The organism is Bordetella pseudohinzii (genome assembly GCF_000657795.2).
Taxonomy (GTDB): Bacteria; Pseudomonadota; Gammaproteobacteria; order Burkholderiales; family Burkholderiaceae_B; genus Bordetella; species Bordetella pseudohinzii.
Genome location: NZ_JHEP02000009.1, coordinates 187327 through 202500 on the forward strand (window position 1 = coordinate 187327; position 15174 = coordinate 202500).

The 15174-nt window shown below is 67.6% G+C and carries 13 protein-coding genes and 1 pseudogene; 10 read left to right on the plus strand and 4 right to left on the minus strand.

The genetic code is table 11. From position 1 onward, the window contains the following. Positions 1–53 precede the first annotated feature (53 nt). From L540_RS13395 to aptA, 3 genes are all read left to right on the plus strand, one after another. Positions 54–788 (plus strand): IclR family transcriptional regulator, encoded by a 735-nt coding sequence (locus L540_RS13395; RefSeq protein ID WP_231584801.1) that lies wholly within the window; start codon positions 54–56, stop codon positions 786–788. Between the two features lie 52 nt (positions 789–840). Then, complete coding sequence (locus tag L540_RS13400) at positions 841–1701, plus strand: GntR family transcriptional regulator (protein ID WP_043208186.1); 861 nt, start codon at positions 841–843, stop codon at positions 1699–1701. Between the two features lie 121 nt (positions 1702–1822). Continuing rightward, positions 1823–3139, plus strand: a complete 1317-nt coding sequence (aptA, locus tag L540_RS13405; RefSeq protein ID WP_043208183.1) for an omega-aminotransferase AptA — start codon at positions 1823–1825, stop codon at positions 3137–3139. Positions 3140–3143: 4 nt separating this feature from the next. On the opposite strand, the gene L540_RS13410 is transcribed toward aptA, so the two are convergent. Then, a complete protein-coding gene (locus L540_RS13410; protein ID WP_043208182.1) occupies positions 3144–3662 on the minus strand; it encodes a hypothetical protein in 519 nt (172 codons plus the stop codon). Between the two features lie 52 nt (positions 3663–3714). After that, positions 3715–4290, minus strand: a complete 576-nt coding sequence (locus tag L540_RS13415) for a BON domain-containing protein (RefSeq protein ID WP_043208181.1) — start codon at positions 4288–4290, stop codon at positions 3715–3717. Between the two features lie 279 nt (positions 4291–4569). On the opposite strand from L540_RS13415, the gene L540_RS13420 reads away from it, so the two are divergent. After that, positions 4570–5277 (plus strand): glutamine amidotransferase, encoded by a 708-nt coding sequence (locus L540_RS13420; RefSeq protein ID WP_043208179.1) that lies wholly within the window; start codon positions 4570–4572, stop codon positions 5275–5277. A 76-nt stretch (positions 5278–5353) separates the two neighbouring features. Beyond that, entirely contained in the window at positions 5354–6580 is a 1227-nt protein-coding gene (locus L540_RS13425) for an MFS transporter (protein ID WP_043208178.1), read from the plus strand. Here L540_RS13425 and L540_RS13430 read toward each other — a convergent pair. Then, positions 6577–7002: a PaaI family thioesterase gene (locus L540_RS13430; RefSeq protein ID WP_053073214.1), complete on the minus strand. Its 426-nt coding sequence runs from the start codon at positions 7000–7002 to the stop codon at positions 6577–6579. The two genes, L540_RS13425 and L540_RS13430, sit on opposite strands and share 4 nt — an antisense overlap. A 4-nt stretch (positions 7003–7006) precedes the next feature. After that, positions 7007–7792 (minus strand): IclR family transcriptional regulator, encoded by a 786-nt coding sequence (locus L540_RS13435; RefSeq protein WP_043208177.1) that lies wholly within the window; start codon positions 7790–7792, stop codon positions 7007–7009. 163 nt (positions 7793–7955) lie between these two features. Between L540_RS13435 and L540_RS13440 the strand changes: the two genes are divergently transcribed. The 5 genes and pseudogenes from L540_RS13440 to L540_RS13465 all read left to right on the plus strand — a co-directional run. Then, entirely contained in the window at positions 7956–9500 is a 1545-nt protein-coding gene (locus L540_RS13440; protein WP_043208176.1) for an acyl-CoA synthetase, read from the plus strand. A 17-nt stretch (positions 9501–9517) separates the two neighbouring features. After that, positions 9518–10663, plus strand: a complete 1146-nt coding sequence (locus L540_RS13445) for an FAS1-like dehydratase domain-containing protein (protein ID WP_043208175.1) — start codon at positions 9518–9520, stop codon at positions 10661–10663. 59 nt (positions 10664–10722) lie between these two features. After that, on the plus strand, positions 10723–11931 hold the full coding sequence (locus L540_RS13450) for a CaiB/BaiF CoA transferase family protein (protein ID WP_048026412.1): 1209 nt from the start codon (positions 10723–10725) through the stop codon (positions 11929–11931). A gap of 49 nt (positions 11932–11980) precedes the next feature. After that, complete coding sequence (locus L540_RS13455; protein WP_043208173.1) at positions 11981–12934, plus strand: Bug family tripartite tricarboxylate transporter substrate binding protein; 954 nt, start codon at positions 11981–11983, stop codon at positions 12932–12934. A gap of 487 nt (positions 12935–13421) precedes the next feature. Beyond that, a pseudogene (locus tag L540_RS13465) lies at positions 13422–15174 on the plus strand (hypothetical protein); the annotation flags it as partial.

A 15174-nucleotide genomic window follows, 5' to 3' on the forward strand; every position in this document is an offset into this window, starting at 1 on the left:
TCATTATTTCCCATAATATGAACACTTCAGGCTCAACCGGCGGCACCCAAAGCATGCGCCGCGCCCTCGGCCTGCTGCGCCTGCTGGCCCGCCACCAGGAAGACGGCATCGACCTGCAAGGCGTCATGCGCGAGTCCGGGCTGGAGCGCTCCACCGCCCACCGCTTGCTCAGTTGCCTGCTGGAAGAACAATTCGCCGAGCGCGATTCCCAGAGCCGGCGCTATCGCCTTGGCGTGGACGCCATGCAGCTGGGCTTTGCCTCGCTGCGCCGCACGCCGCTGCTGGACGCACTGCGGCCCTTCGCGCAGAAACTGGCCCGGATCTCGGGCGACACGGTTTTCCTGGTCATCCGGCAAGGCGATTACGCGCTCTGCCTGCTGCGCGAGGCCGGCAGCTTCCCGGTCAAGGACTTCAGCAGCGACCAGGGCGACCGCCACCTCCTGGGCGTGGGCGCCGGCGGGCTGGCCATCCTCGCCACCCTGCCCGACGAAGAGATCGCCGCCCTGTACGCCCGCCATCCCAAGCACTATGCCCAGGCCGGCCTGTCGGCGGCCGTCCTCATGAACGCCGTGCGCCGCACGCGCGAACAGGGCTATTCAGAGATCGTCGACCGCATCACGCCCGGCGTATCCGGCGTGGGCGTGGCCTTTCCGGTCTCGGCCCTGACCTCGGTGGCCTTCAGCTTCGGCGCCATCAGCAGCCGCCTTAACGCCGCCCGGCGCGTGGAAATGGGCCGTTTGCTGCGCGCCGAATGCCTGGCCTGGGCCGAAGGCCAGCAGGAGGCATGAAAAACGGGCGGGAGTCCGTTACCATCTACGTCCTCCGCCCCCGACATCGCCCATGGCCGCCCGCCCCACCGCCCTGCAAGTCGACCTGGCCCGCCAGATCGCCGACGACATCGCCGCCGGCCGTCATGCCGTGGGCGACCATCTTTCCGAAGAGGCGCTGGCCAAGGCCTATGCCGTGTCGCGCACGCCGGTGCGCGGCGCCCTGGCCTTGCTGGCCGCGCAGGGCCTGATCACCCACCGGCCCAATAGCGGCTACACCGTGGCCGCCCTCACCGCCCAGGCGCCGCTGCCCCGTCTGCAAGGCCCCACGCAGGCCGAGCTCTATCGCCGCCTCATCGACGACCGCGCCCGCCGCGCACTGCCCGAAACCTTCACCGACAGCGAGCTGCAGCAGCGCTACGGCGCGCCGCGCGCCGTGCTCGCCAAGACGCTGCTGCAGTTATCGGCCGATGGCCTGATCGAGAAACGCAAAGGCCACGGCTGGCAATTCGCGCCCTCGCTGGACAGCGCCGAGGCGCTGGCCGAGAGCTATCGCTTCCGCATGGCCATCGAATGCGCCGGCCTGCTCGAACCCGCATTCCGGCTGGACCGCCCGGCGCTGGCGCGCATGCGCGCCGCCCATGAGGCCCTGCTGCGGCGCGAGGACGTCTCGGCCGCCGAGTTCTTCGCGCTCAACACCGCCTTTCACGAGCTGCTGGCGCGCTGCTCGGGCAACCGCCACATCCTGCAAGCCGTGCAGCAGCAAAACCAGCTGCGCCGCCTCGAGGAACACGCCGCCTTCTATCGCGCCGCGCGCTACGCCGACTCCTCGGCCGAACACCTGCGCATCATCGAAGCCCTCGAAGCCGGCGACAACGAATGGGCCGCGCAACTCATGCGCCAGCATTTGAAGGCATCGCTGCAAGCGTCCTGATACCCCCCAATCGGTATCAACCCAAGAAAAAAATCTCGCATGGCCTATCATTTCATCCATAATTGTATTTTTCATATATTTAATACAAAATAGACGCTCCGAACCCCTCGCAGGACTTCCCATGCCGCACGCCGCCGAGCTTAAAACCGATGCTTTCTGGATGCCCTTCACCGCCAACCGCCGCTATAAGCGCGACCCGGTGCTGTTTGCCGCGGCCGAGGGCATGTATTACGTCCGCCCCGATGGCAGCCGGGTGCTCGATGGCATCGCCGGCCTGTGGTGCGTCAATGCCGGCCACCGCCGGCCGGAGATTGTCCAGGCCATCGCGCGCACAGCCGAAGCGCTGGACTATGCGCCTTCGTTCCAGATGAGCCACCCGCTGGCCTTCGAGCTGGCCGAGCGTCTCTGCGGCCACGCGCCGCCGGGTTTTTCACAGGTCTTTTATTCCAACTCCGGCTCCGAAGCCGTGGACACGGCGCTCAAGATCGCCCTGGCCTATCACCGCGCGCGCGGCCAGGGCCAGCGCCTGCGCCTGATCGGCCGCGAGCGCTCCTATCATGGCGTGGGCTTCGGCGGCCTGTCGGTCTCGGGCATCGGCGGCCAGCGCAAGGCCTTCGGCAATCTGCTGCCCATGGTGGACCACCTGCCCCACACCTATGACCGCGAACACATGGCCTATTCGCGCGGCGAACCCGAATGGGGCGCCCATCACGCCGAAGCGCTGGAGCGCATCGTCGCCCTGCACGACGCCTCCACCATCGCCGCGGTCATCGTCGAACCCGTGGCCGGCTCCACCGGCGTGCTGGTGCCGCCGCGCGGCTACCTGAAGCGCCTGCGCGAGATCTGCGACAAGCACGGCATCCTGCTGATCTTCGACGAAGTCATCTGCGCCTTCGGCCGCATCGACGGCGCCTTCGCCTCGGCCTACTTCGACGTCACGCCCGACATCATCACCAGCGCCAAGGGCCTGACCAACGGCGCCATCCCCATGGGCGCGACCCTGGTGCGCGATCATGTGTACGAGGCCTTTATGCAAGGCCCCGACAGCGCCATCGAGCTCTCGCACGGCTACACCTATTCCGGCCATCCGGTGGCCTGCGCGGCCGCCCTGGCCACGCTGGACATCTGCGAACGCGAGGGCCTGTTCAGCCGCTCGCGCGAACTGTGGCCCTACTGGGAATCGGCCGCGCACGCCCTGAAAGGCCTGCCCAAGGTGGTGGACATCCGCAATATCGGCATGCTGGCGGCCATCGAACTGGCGCCGCTCGAAGGCAAACCCGGCCAGCGCGGCTATGACACTCACCGCGCCTGCCTGGCGCGGGACTGCCTGATCCGCTCTTCGGGCGACACCATGCTGCTCTCGCCGCCGCTGACCATCAGCCGCGCGCAGATCGACCAGTTGTTCGGCACGCTGACCGAGGTGCTGAAAACGGCCTGAGGACTCAACGTCCGGGCGCGGACAGCGGATCGAAGTCTTCCCAGCGGCCATTGCGCCACTGGCCATGGGCGCGCTCCAGATCCTGGCCGCCATGGGCGCGCAGCACGCGGCTGCCTTCGGCCTCGCGTCCCGGATCCACCCGCAGGGCCAGCAACACGCCATGACGGCGTGCCGGGTGCGGCGCCAGGCGCTGGGCCCGGCCCAGCGCGCCCGTCAGCGACCCGATATACGCCCCCACCCCGCCAACGGCGATCACCGCCCAGGGCGGCGCAAGCGCCAGGGCCGCCACCGAGGCCGCCGCCGTCCCCAGCAGCAACGCGCCCAGCCAGGCGCCCGCCCCCTGACCACGGGCCTGGGGATCGATGGCCTCGTCGCCGCCGATGGGATAGACGGCGTGCTCGCCGGGCGGGTTGACATAGAAAGTATGCATGTCGGCCACAGGAAAGCCTTGGTCGAACAATTGGCGGGCCGCCGCCCCCGCCTGGTCGAAGGTGTCGTAATGGGCGGCAATGATCAAGGACATATGCGCCTCCTTCGCGGGATAGGGCCGCGCCCGCGGGCTGCGGCCCTCAAGCTCAATGGCGCGGCGAACCCGGCGCGCCCGGCACCTCCGGCCGCGCCACCCGCGTATGGTTCTCCACGTCGCGCACGCCGACGCAGGTGTCGGCGCAGTGCTCCACGCCATGGCGCGTGCGGCCGTCGGGCACCGTGCCATCCAGACGCACGCAACCTTGATGCACATCGACGGAAACCTGGCTCACGTCATAGCCGCTGTGGCGTAGTTGCTCGCGCACGATCTCGCCCACGCGGGCGTCACCGTCGATCACCTGGCGCTGGCCGGCGGGGTTTTCGCCGAAGAAACCGCCATAGCTGCCCTGCCCGGGATCGGCGCTGCGGCTGCGCAACGCTTGGTTCTCATCCAACGCCCGGACCCCAGGGCTGTCATCCAGCCGCGCGCCGGGATAACGCCCGCCTTCCTCATACTCCGGCCCATGACGATTGGGCTGGCCGTAGCCCAGCTCGGGCGGACATTCGCCGGGCGGACGGCCATAGCCCGGCTCCTGCGCGCCGACACGGCCGCTGGCGGCCTTGCCATCGTTTCTTGCCTGCGCCGAAAGCCCAGGCCCGTGCCGCAATGGAATTTTCTGCATGATCGCCTCCTTTCATGCGGCAGCGGCGGTCAGGCCGCCGCTCCCTTTGCTTGCCTTTTCCCATGGTAGGAAGCGGGGCAGCGCCGCGAGTAAGCGAAGGCTACGAGGTGCTTGCGATTACGGCCCACCCCTCAAGCACGACCGCCTGACGGCGATGTAACCGTAGGCGGCGCTTACGATTTGGCGGGGTATCGGCTTGCGCCTGCCTTGCGAAGCGGCCGTCGGCCCGCCCGATTGAAACCCGCTATGATGCCGGCACTGTTCTGATCGCCTGTCGCCATGAGTGTCCTGCCGCTGTTGATTGTTCAATTGGGCCGTCCGCCCGAAGACGTGGTGCGCCACGCCGGCGAGCAAGCCGCCTGGTTCGCCGCCGAGCTTGCCGGCCAGCCGCTGGCCGTCGTCCGCCCGCATGAGGGCCAGGCCCTGCCCGAGCCGGACCGCTTTCGCGGCGCCATCCTCAGCGGCGCCTGGGAAATGGTCACCGACCGCCTCGACTGGAGCGAGCGCACCGCGGCCTGGCTGCGCGGCATCATTGGCGCCGGCAAGCCCGTGCTGGGCGTGTGCTATGGCCACCAGCTCATGGCCCATGCGCTGGGCGGCGTCGTGGACTACCATCCCGACGGCCCCGAGATGGGCACGCAGCGCGTGCACTGCCTGCCCGGCGCGGCCGACGACGCCCTGCTCTCGGCCCTGCCGCCGCAGTTCGACGCCCAGCTCACCCATGAGCAAACCGTGCTGCGCCCGCCGCCCGGCGCCGTCACGCTGGGGCGCAGCACTCATGATGCGCAGCAGATCCTGCGCTACGGCCCGCGCGCCTGGTCGCTGCAATTCCATCCCGAGATCACGCCCTCGCTGCTGCATCACTGCATCGCGCGCCGGCGCGAAGCCTTGAGCGGCCTGGGCCTGGACGTGGACGGCCTGCTGCAAGGCGTGCGCGCCACGCCCGAGGCCACGGCGCTGCTGCAGCGCTTCGCCGCGCTGGCCTAGCGCGCGCCGCCAGCGGCTACACTGCGCCAGGCGCCGCTTTCCGGCGGCGCGCCGTCTCGTCCCATCTTCCGCAACCATGTCCCCTGCCCTGCGTCCCGCCCTGCCCATCCTGATCGGCGCCTCGGTCATGCTCAGCCTGGCGATGGGCTTGAGGCAGAGCCTGGGCATCTTCCTGCCGCCGCTCACCCAGGACCTGGGCATTTCGGTGAGTGACTTCACCATTGCCATCTCGACCCAGAATCTTGTCTGGGGCGTGCTGCAGCCCTTTGCCGGCGCGCTGGTGGTCCGCTGGGGCTTCCGGCCCTTGATGGTGGGCGGCGCGCTGCTCTACATCCTGGGCATGGTGCTGCTCAGCACCGCGCAAGGCATGCTGGGCGTGCTGCTGGGCGCCGGTTTCGCGGTCGGCGCGGCATTGGCGGCCACCGGCAGCGCCGTGGCCATGGCCGCCTCGGTGCGTCCGGTGCCGCCAGCCATGCGCAGCCTGGTGCTGGGCATCGTATCGGCCGCCGGCTCCCTGGGCGCCATGCTGGCCGCGCCCCTGGGCCAGGCCGTCACCCAGGCCTGGGACTGGCGCATGGGCGCGCTGTCCTTCATCGTGCTGGCGCTATTCATGCTGCCCGCGGCCTGGCATGCCGGCCACGTGGACCACCTGCCGCGCTTGCCCGCGCCGCCCGGCGGCGAGCAAAACGCCCGCCAAGCCCTGTCCGTCGCCATGAAAAACCTGCCCTTCGTGGTCATGGCCGTGGCCTATTTCGTCTGCGGCATGCAGCTGGTCTTTCTGACCACCCATCTGCCTTCCTATCTCGACCTGTGCGGCATGGATCCCATGCTCTCGGCCAAGGCGCTGGCCACCATCGGCGCCTTCAATGCCATGGGCAGTCTGTTTTTCGGCTGGGCGGGCGGACGCTGGAATAAGCAGACCCTGCTGGGCCTGATCTATGTGCTGCGCTCCCTGGCCTTCATCGGGTATTTCCGCAGCCTGCCCACGCCCGAAACCACCCTGGTCTTCGCGGCCGTGATCGGTTTTTTGTGGCTGGGCGTCGCGCCCCTGGTCGCGGGCTGGATCGCCCAGACCTTCGGCCTGCGCTGGCAGGCCATGCTGAGCGGCGTGGCCTTCTGCAGCCATCAGCTGGGCAGCTTTACCGGCGCCATCGGCGGCGGCCTGGCCTATGACTGGCTGCACAGCTATACCCTGGCCTGGCAGATCGGCGCCGGCCTGGGCATTACCGCCGGCATCGTGCAACTGCTCTCGGCCCACCTGACCGGGCCGCGCGGTCCCCAGCCCACCGGCGCTCGCCCTTAGCCGCCGCGCAGGCGCTTGAGCACGGCCTGGCCGCTGGCCACGATGGCCGCGCCCACGCGGATGTCGCCCTGAACGAACACCAAGCTGCTGGTGGCGCGCAGGACCGTGCCGCGCGCTTCCAGAAACTGCCCGGGTCGCGCGGCGGCCAGGTAGTGGGTGTCCAGCTGCACCGTCACGCAAGGCTGGCGCTGCAGGGCCTCCCAGGCCACGGCGCTCAGGGCCTGGTCCATCAGCGTGGCCAGCAGCCCGCCGTGCACCAGGCCCGCTTGATTGGCGTGCTGTTCGCCGGATAGCAAGCCATAGGCCCAGCCATCGCCTTCGCGCCGGCTCCACAGCGGCCCGATCAATGCCGAAAAACCCAGGCCGCGGCGCTCGCCCCAGCCGGCTTGGCGCAGCATGTCCTGCGTCACGCTCTTGTCCATGCCCTCAGCTCCTGGCCGCCAGCAATTCCGACAACGCCGCGGCCTCAGCCTGCAGCTCCTTGGCGAGCGCGGGCGCGCGCGCCGCGCTGAGCTGGTTGGCCAGCGCGGCCGCCACCAGCGTATGGGTCAACCGCCCATGGCGGTCAAGCACCGGCACGGCGACCAGTGCCACGCCATTGATGTAGTTGCCGCGATCGATGCTGTAGCCCTTGCGCCGCACGTTCTCGACTTCGCGGCGCCAGGCTTCGATATCTGGCGGCTGGTCCCAACGCAAGGCCTTGAAGCGGCGCTCGATCTCCGCATCGCCCACGTCCGAATACGCCGCCACCAGGCGGCCCGTGGCGCTGATGAGCGCCGGAAAGCGACTGCCCACATCGACGTGCAGTCGAAACGGCGCGCGCGAACGCGACAGCGCCACGACCACCATGTGTTCAAGGGCGGCGACCTCCACGCCGATGGCCGTGACGCCGGCTTCGTTGGCCAGTCTGTCGAGCACGGGCTGCACCAGCGCCGGAAAGGGATTGCTCTCGATCACGCTGCGCGCCAGCGCCAGCATGCCCACGCCCAGGCTGTAGCGCTTGGTGGCGGTATCGACCTTGACCAGACCCTCTTCGGCCAGGACGCGCAGGATGTGCAGGCAGGTGCTGGTGACCATGTCCAGCTCCTCCGAGATCGCCTTCAAGGTGCGAGGCTCACCGCCGCGCCCCAGCAGCCTGAGGATGGCGATGGCGCGCGTGACGGCTGGCACTTGCCGCAGGCGCGGACCTGCTTTGGACTCGCTTGCATTCATGGGGATGCTGTCTCCTTCTATCGACGGCAAGCATACGACGCTTTTGCTTCCGGCGGCATCCACAGCTCGCCATCAATTGTACATATACAATTCATGGATGCTATTGACAATTCTTGGGTCTGCGCGCAAAGTGTGATCCAACAACTCGAGGAGACAAGGCGTCATGACCCAGTTGACGGATTACCTCTCTTACGCCGACGCCCAGGCCTATTGTTCGCCTGAAAAACTGTGGGCCTTGTTCGACGGCGACAGCGAGCGCATGAACATCGCCCACGAATGCATCGACCGCCATGCCGCCAGTGGCCGCCCCGCCGTCATCCTGGTGCGCGCCAATGGCCAGGACGAGCTCATCGGCTACGATGAGCTGGCGCGGGACTCCTCCCGTTTCGCACATGCCTTGGCCGCCCGGGGCGTGGCGCCCGGCGACCGCGTCGCCGTCATGCTGGAACCTTCGCGCGAGTTCTATGTCGCCCTGTTCGGCGCCATCAAGATGGGCGCCATCGCCGTGCCGCTGTTCACGCTTTTCGGGCCGGACGGTATCCGCCTGCGCATCGAGGACTGCCGTCCGCGCCTGCTGATCACCAATGCCGAAAAAGCGCCGCTGGTGCCCGCGCTGCCCGGCCTGGACGTGGAGGTGGCCGACGAGGGTTTTCTGCCCTCGCTGGCCGGTTATCCGGCGCAATACACGGCGGCCACCCGGGCCGACGACCTGGCCATCTTCCAATACACCTCCGGCACTACGCGCGAACTGCCCGAGGCCGTGCGCCACAGCCACCGAGCCATCGTCACGCTGATGATGGCCGCCCTCTACGGAAGCGGCCTGCGTCCGGGCGACCGTTTCATGTGCCCGTCGTCGCCCGCCTGGGGCCATGGCCTGTGGCACGGCACGCTGGCGCCGCTGGCGCTGGGCATCACCATCGGCGCCTATGCCGGCAAATACCAGGCCGAGCGCCTGTTGCAGGCGCTGCAGATCCATCGTTTCAATAATTTGTCGGCCGCCGCCACGCACTACCGCATGATGCGCAACAGCGGCGCGGCCGGTCGCTATCGCTACTGCCTCGACAAGCTGTCCTTCACGGGCGAACCCATCGACAGCGAGACCGCCGATTTCGTCACGGCGACCTTCGGCCGGCCGGCATGCAGCATGTACGGCACCACCGAGATCGGCGTCTGCCTGGTCAACTACCCCGGCGCGCCCGACTTCACCATCAAATCCGGCTCGCTGGGCAAACCCGTGCCCGGGCTGCGCGTACAGGTGCAGGACGCCGAGGGCCGGCCCTGCCCGCCCGGCGTCACCGGCGAGATCAAGCTTTGGCGGCGCGGCGCATGGGTCGCCACCAAGGATCTGGGACGGGTCGACGCCGACGGCTATTTCTGGCATGGCGGCCGCGCCGATGACGTCATCATTTCCGCTGGCTGGACCATGAGCGCGGTCGAGATCGAAGACGCCATCCTCAAACATCCCGACGTCACCGAAGCCGCCGCCATCGGCGTGCCCGATGCGCTGCGCGGGCAGGTGGTCAAAGCCTATGTGGTCGCGCGCCGGCCGGGCAGCGAAACCTTCATCCAAGAAATCCAGGACCTCGTGCGGGGCCAGCTGAGCCAGCACGAATACCCGCGCCAGGTCGCCTTCGTGGCCGAACTGCCCAAGACCCCGGCCGGAAAGATACACCGCAAGAAACTGCGCGAAGCCGCGCTGCCCGCATAACAACCCACGGAGACATCATGCTGACCCAGACGCAAACTCCCCGAAGCTTTCCCAAGATCACCGAACGCGGCCTGGACGAGCTGCGCGCCCGCATCGGCCAGAAGATAGGCGCCACAGCCGAACCGTGGTGCTACGAGGCCACGCGCGACAACATCCGCCACTACGCCCATGGCATCGGCGACGACAATCCGCTGTGGTGCGATCCCGAGTACGGGGCCAACACCCGCCATGGCGGCATCCTCGCCCTGCCCAGCTTCCTCTTTGCCACCAGCCGCATCGTCTCGGGTTATGTGGGCGGCCTCCCCGGCGTGCATGCCATGTGGTCGGGCGCCGACTGGACCTGGCACCAGCCCGTGCGCCGCAACGACGTCATCTCCACCGAGGCCTATCTCAAGGACCTCATCGAACACGAAACCCGCTTTGCCGGCCGCGCCGTGCAGCAGATTTACCACGTGGATTTCTTCAACCAGCAAGGCGACAAAGTGGCCGAGGCCGACAGCTGGTGCTTCCGCACTGAGCGCGACCACGCCCGCGAGCAGGGCAGCAAGTACAAAGAGGTGCGCGCGCGCGAACCGCGCCGTTACACCCCCGACGAAATCCGCGAGGCCTGCAAGCTATACGCCCACGAAGAGGTGCGCGGCGCGCGCACGCGCTACTGGGAAGACGTGACCGAAGGCGAGGAGCTGCCCGTGCTGTTCAAGGGCCCGATGACCGTCACCGGCTTCATCGCCTTCGCCCAGGGCTGGGGCGGCCTCTACATCCGCGCCAACAAACTGGCCTGGCAACTGATCGACGCGCACCCCGGCGTGGGCATTACCAACCGCTTCGGCATCCCGGACGTGCCCGAACGCGTGCACTGGGAAGAAGACTTCGCCCTCGAAGTGGGCGCGCCTGGTGCCTACGACTACGGCCCGGAGCGCAATTCCTGGCTGACCCACCACCTCACCAATTGGATGGGCGACGACGGCTTCCTGCGCAAATCGCACTGCAAGATCCGCCGCCACAACCCAGAGGGCGACATGCTGTTCTTCAAGGGGCGCGTCAAGCGCAAGTACATCGAGGACGGCAAGCACCTGGTCGAAATCGAACAGGAGGCCCGCAACCAGGACGACGAGCTCTCGGTGCTGGGCACCGGCGTAGTTGAACTGCCTTCGCGCGGCTGAACGCCGCCCCTGACCGCCCCGGCCCGCCGGCCGGGGCAAGATTCCGTGAGGTAGCGGCCATGCCCGACGCTTCCGAAGCTCCCTGCCGCCAGGGCGCCCTGGCGGGCGTGCGCGTCATTGATCTGTCCCGCGTGCTGGCCGGGCCGCTGTGCACGCAGATGCTGGCAGATCATGGCGCCGATGTCATCAAGATAGAACCGCCGGCCGGCGACGAAACCCGCGGCCTGGGCCCGCCTTTTACCGCCACGGGCGACGCCGCCTATTTCAGTGCCGTCAATCGCGGCAAGCGCGCACTGGCCTTGGATCTGGCCCACCCCGAGGGTCGAGAGCTGCTGCTGGCCCTGCTCGAGAACGCCGACGTGCTGGTCGAGAACTTCTTGCCGGGCACCATGGACCGGTGGCAGCTGGATTACGAGACCGTGCTGCGCCCACGCTTCCCGCGCCTGGTCTATTGCGCCATCTCGGGCTTCGGCGCCAGCGGTCCCTTGGGCGGACTGCCCGGCTATGACGCCATCCTGCAGGCCATGTGCGGTCTGATGAGCGTCAATGGCGAAGCGCAAAGCGGCCCGACCCGCATCGGCGTGCCCATCGTCGACCACCTCACCGGCTACACCGCCATGTCCGGCATTCTCATGGCCCTGCTCGAGCGCGCCGGCAGCGGGCGCGGCCAGCGCGTCGAAGCCACGCTGTTTCGCACCGCGCTAAGCCTGTTGGTGCCGCACGCCGCCAACTGGATGCACTCGGGCAAGGCCCCCGGCCTGCTGGGCAGCGCCCACCCCAATATTGCGCCCTACGACAAATTCGCCTGCCGCGACGGTCTGGTCTTCCTGGGTATTGTCAACGACAGACAATTCCGCCGCTTTTGCGAGCGCCTGGGCCTGCATGCGCTGAAGGACGACGCGCGCTACGCCAGCAACGCCGCCCGGCTGGCCCATCGCGACAGCCTGCGCGTGGCCATCGAAAGCGCGCTAGCCACGCGCGAATGGCAGGCGCTATGCCAGGAGCTCATGCGCGCGGGCGTGCCCGCCGGCCCCGTCAACACCGTGCCGGAAGCCTTCGAACAGGCCCACGCGGCCGACATGCGTCTCCATGCGCAGGACTATCACGGCATCGGCCCGCCGGTCGCGCTGGCGCGCACGCCCGGCCAGCCTGGCGGTGCGCCGCCGCGCTACGCCCAACATACCGAGGAAATCTTGACCGAGGCCGGCTTGGGCCCCGAACGCATCGCGCGGCTGCGCGACAGCGGCGTGCTGCCGCGCGCTCCCTGAGCCCGCGGCAGCACCCACAACAACAAGCCTAATCCACCAGGAGACACCGATGAAACGACTGCTGATCGCGGTATGTATGGCAACGCTGTCCTGGCCCGCCATGGCCGATACCTATCCCAGCCGCCCCGTGCGCGTGATCGTGCCCTACCAGGCAGGCCAGGGCACGGATGTCGCCACGCGCTTTCTGGCCGAACACCTGGCCCGCGCGCTGGGCCAGAGCTTCGTGGTCGAAAACCGTCCGGGCGCCGGCGGCAACATCGGGGCCTCCGAAGTCGCTCGCGCTGCGCCCGACGGCTATACCCTGGTCATGGGCACCAACGCCACCCACGTTCTGAATCAATTCCTCTACAGCAATCTGAACTTCAGCCCCGCGAAAGACTTCGAACCGGTGATGCTGGTCAGCTCCTTTCCCATGGTTTTTCTCGCTCCGGCAGGCTCGCCCTATCGCAATCTGCAAGACCTGCTCAAGGCCTCGCGCGCCAAGCCGGAGAGCGTGGATGTCGGCCTGCCCAGCACGACCGCCCGCCTCGTCCTCGAACTGCTGGAAAAGCAAAGCGCCACGCGCATCTCCGGCATCCCCTACAAAGGTTCGGCCACCGCGATGACCGACCTGCTGGGCGGTCGCGTGGCCCTGGGCATCGACACCATCAGCGCGGCGCGCTCTTTCATCGACAGCGGCAAACTCAAGCCCCTGGCTGTCACCTCCATCAAACCCAGCGAACTGCTGCCTGGGGTGCCGCCAGCGGCCAATGAAGGCGTAACGGGCTTCCAGGTCATCGCCTGGAACGCGCTCTATGCCCCGCACGGCACGCCGCAGGACGTCATCAAGACACTGAACGGGCAGCTTGCGCGCATCCTGACGCAACCCGACGTGCGCAAGCGCCTGCTGGAGCTGGGCCATGAACCGGCCGGCAGCTCGCCGGCTGAATTGGCCGCATTCGCGCAGAGCGAACGCAAGAAGTGGGGACCGCTGATTGAAGCGGCGGGCCTGAAGGCCGATTAGCGTCGGCGGATCGTAGGCATGCGCATCCAACGAAGCGGATGCGCCATGGCCGGCAAGCGCCAGCTTGCCGGCCATGGCGCATGACGCTTTGTATTCATGGCCATACCGCCATGACCAGATGGCGCGGCGATGCCATCACGCTGCTCCTTTTTCCTGCTCGGCGCTCTCGCTGAAACGTCGCCTGTGCCCCGAAAAAGACCGAGCTCACGGCCCCACCCCATACCGTCACAATTGTGCGATATTCGCATAACTGTGACCTTCTAGTCGCTTTCTTTCAACAAAAGCGCGCTTTTGTACGCGAGGCCAGGGATTTAACTTAGTATTCCGGTGAGCATGCATGCCTGGCTAGCGCTGGCAAAAAACACCCCGAATGTGCGGTTCCGCGGGGTTCTTTAGCCTAACGACACAGCGAGCGACCATCATGAGAGCTGTTGCCCCCCCGCCCCTCACCGGCTCGAACCTGCCCTGTGCCAGCCACAATGACAATATGACAGGCTGGCTCCAGGTGCACCGCTTCCGGCTCGGCTCGATCGCCTCCGTGCTGGCCTGCTTTTGCGGCGTTTCGCCAGCTCCCGCCCAGACGGTCAGCATGTACAACCGGCCTTGCCCCGAAAGTCCCGGCACCAATCTGATCAGCGGAAACTCCCCGGCAAGAAACACGACGTACTGTCTGGCTGGCCAGCGCATGGCGCAGTCCGTCTTCCTCGGAACGGCCACCTCGATGGCCGGCGACAGCACCATCGATGTCTTCGATGGCGTCACCGCCATCGGCGGCGGCGCGCTGGTCAATGCGAACGGAACGGTGAGATATGTCACGGTGGTCGGCGCGGGCGCCGTGGGCGGTAACGGAACCGGCACCGCCACCGCGCCCGTCTTCGGCGCCTCCGCGTTTGGCGCCCGGGCGCGCGCCTTCGCCAATGCGTCCACGGCCCTAGGCTATAACACCACCGCCAATGGGACCGGCGCCACCGCCATCGGCGCCAACGCCACCACGGGAGCGGACTATGCCCTCGCGATAGGCGTCAATTCCCAGGCGAACGGGGCCAATAGCGTTGCCCTCGGCCTCACCAGCCGCACGGGTGGCAACAATGCCGTCGCCATCGGTCACAGCGCCAATGCGGCACAAGTGGCCGCGGTCGCCATCGGCAATGCCACGGCCGCGACGCAGGCCAGAAGCGTGGCGATTGGCGCGAACAGCAGCGTCGACGGCGTGGCCTCGGCGGTCCTGGGCAATGCCAACGCCGTGAACGCGGCGAATGCCGGCGTCTTCGGCAACAACAATACGCTGTCCGCGACGGCGACCACCAGTCGTGTTATCGGCAGCAACAACAATATCGCGGTCAGCGACGCTTTCGTGCTCGGCAATAGCGCCCAGGTAAACGTAGAGGGCGGCGTCGCCATAGGCTCCGGCTCCGTCGCCGCCACCGCCGCGGGCGTCGCCGGTTATGCGCCCCAATCGGTATCGGCCGGCGACGCCGCGAGGATCACCGCCACCCAAAGCACGCAAAGCGCCGTGTCCGTCGGTGATGCCAGCACCGCAAAGTTTCGTCAGATCAACGGCCTGGCGGCGGGGACAGCGGACAGCGATGCCGTCAATGTCTCCCAGCTTCGGGCCGTCGAAACAGTCGCCAACAGCGGCTGGAATGTCACCGCGCAAGGCGCCAACGCGACCAATGTCGCGCCGGGTGACACCGTGGACTTTGCCAGCGCCGACAGCAACCTGGCCATCACCAAGGGAGCCACCGACAACAAGTTGCGCTTTACCCTGTCCCGCAACCTCGATGTGGATGCCGTCACCCTGGGCACCACCCAGCTTCAGGCCAGCGGCCTGACCCTGACCGGCGGACCGAGCATCACCACGGCCGGCATCGACGGCGGCGGGCTCAAACTCAGCAATATCGCCGCCGGCACGGCGACCACTGATGCGGTCAATGTCGGTCAGCTGCAAGCCGTCTCCTCGGTGGCCAACAGCGGCTGGAATGTCACCGCTCAGGGCGCCAATGCAAGCAATGTGGCGCCCGGCGCCACCGTGGATTTCTCTAGCCCGGACAGCAATCTCGCCATCACCAAGGGCGCCACTGACAGCAAACTCCGCTTTGCCCTGTCCCGTAACCTCGATGTGGATGCCGTGACGCTAGGCACCACCCAGCTTCAGGCCAGCGGCCTGACTTTGACTGGTGGACCTAGCATCACCACCGCCGGCATCGACGGCGGCGGCCTCAAGCTCAGCAATATCGCCG